This window comes from Kitasatospora sp. NPDC059577 (genome assembly GCF_042735475.1).
Classification (GTDB): Bacteria; Actinomycetota; Actinomycetes; order Streptomycetales; family Streptomycetaceae; genus Kitasatospora.
Window position 1 is genome coordinate 1 of the sequence record NZ_JBHWBZ010000131.1, and the last position, 1597, is coordinate 1597.

The following is a 1597-nucleotide window of genomic DNA, read 5'->3' on the forward strand; positions in this document are numbered from 1 at the left end:
GCGCTGGTGCCCCGCGCCGGAAAGGGGCCCCACCAACCCCGACCGCCAACCAGGCGGCCACCCCTCCCGGCCACCCACCAGGGAGAAACACATGATCAACCTTGAAGCGCTGGACAAGGACCGTTCGATCTACTTCGTCGGCATCGGCGGTGTGGGCATGAGCAGCCTGGCGTTCCTGCTCGGGGAGCAGGGTTACACCGTGATCGGCTCCGACTCGGCCGAGAGCGGCAACGTCAAGGCCCTGCGCAACGCGGGCATCGAGGTGACCATCGGCCACGACCCGTCCAACGTCCGGGTCGGTACCTCGGTGATCGTCGCATCGCTCGCCGCCGTCGGCCTGACCAACCCGGAGGTCCTGCGGGGCCGCGAGATCGGGATCCGCGTCGCGGACCGGGCCCACCTCCTGGGGTCGGTGATGGCACAGTACGAGGAGTCCATCGCCGTCTCCGGAACGGCCGGCAAGACCACCACGACCACGCTCTTCGACCGAGTGCTCACCGGCGTCGGTCTCGACCCGACGACCGTGGTGGGCAGCCCCACGACCCCGGACAGCCCGAACTACCGCAACGGCCGCGGTAAGTACGTCGTCGCCGAGGCGTGCGAGTACTACCGGGCCTTCCACCACATCCGGCCCGGGACGGCCGTCGTCCTCAACATGGTGCCCGGCGACCACGGCGACTACTTCCCGGACCCGGAGGACATGTACGACGCCTTCGACACCTTCATCGGCAACATCCGCCAGGGCGGCCTGCTCGTCACCTCGGCGGACCAGCCCCGGACCCGCAACCTGGGCCAGGGCCGCGACCTGCGACGCGTGACCTTCGGGTTCTCCCCGGAGGCCGATTACCAGGCGGTCATCCTCGGCTGGGACGGCGGGCGCGCCCGCTTCGCGGTCCTGTACCGGGGCGAGTCGCTCGGGGAGATCGCCTCGGGCCTGCTGGGCAAGCACAACGTCACCAACACCCTGGCCGTGATCGCCACAGGCCACCAGCACGGTCTGACGCTCGACGATATGCGCGAGCCGATCGAGTCGTTCACCGGCGCACCCCGCCGCCTGCAGTTCCAGGGCAAGCGCTACGGGGTGAACGTCTGGGACGACCTGGCCTGCACCCCCGAGGAGATGCAGGCCACGATGTCCGCGCTCCGAGGCGCGGCGGGCACCGGGCGTATCACCGTCGTCCTGCGCCCGAACAGCTACAGCCGAGTGCGGGACCTGCTCCAGCACTACCCCGACGCCTTCACCCGCGACGACCGGATCGTGCTCACCGGAATCTTCCGCGGGCGGGACAAGGACACCTTCGGGATGACTCCGAAGCACGTCCTGAAGGTGCTGCGTATGGCCGGGCTCGACGTGCAGTACGTCCCGGACGTGAAGGAGGCCCCCAACACGGAGAGCATCCTGGGCGCGCTGCACGGGATGCGGGAGGGAGACACCCTGATCACCGTGGGCCCGAACGACATCGCCCCCATCGGTCGGGCCTGGCTCGGATCCCAGGCCTGACCCCGGGTGGGTAGGCACCCGGCCGGGTGCCTACCCACCCAGCACCGGTCACACGAACTGAGAGGCTGCCAGTGAGGGGTGGGCGTGCGCCTGCGG

1 protein-coding gene is annotated in these 1597 nt (G+C 69.8%); it reads left to right on the plus strand.

The features are described from left to right. The first annotated feature begins 91 nt into the window (after nt 1–91). The gene (gene murC / locus ACFV0O_RS41280) at nt 92–1501 is read left to right on the plus strand and encodes a UDP-N-acetylmuramate--L-alanine ligase (protein WP_380350170.1); all 1410 of its coding nucleotides are present in this window, start codon (nt 92–94) and stop codon (nt 1499–1501) included. The last annotated feature ends 96 nt before the right edge of the window (nt 1502–1597 follow it).

Bases quoted from the DNA above. Each gene is read 5' to 3' on its own strand.
- murC (WP_380350170.1), top strand. From the start codon at position 92: ATGATCAACCTTGAAGCGCTGGACAAGGACCGTTCGATCTACTTCGTC.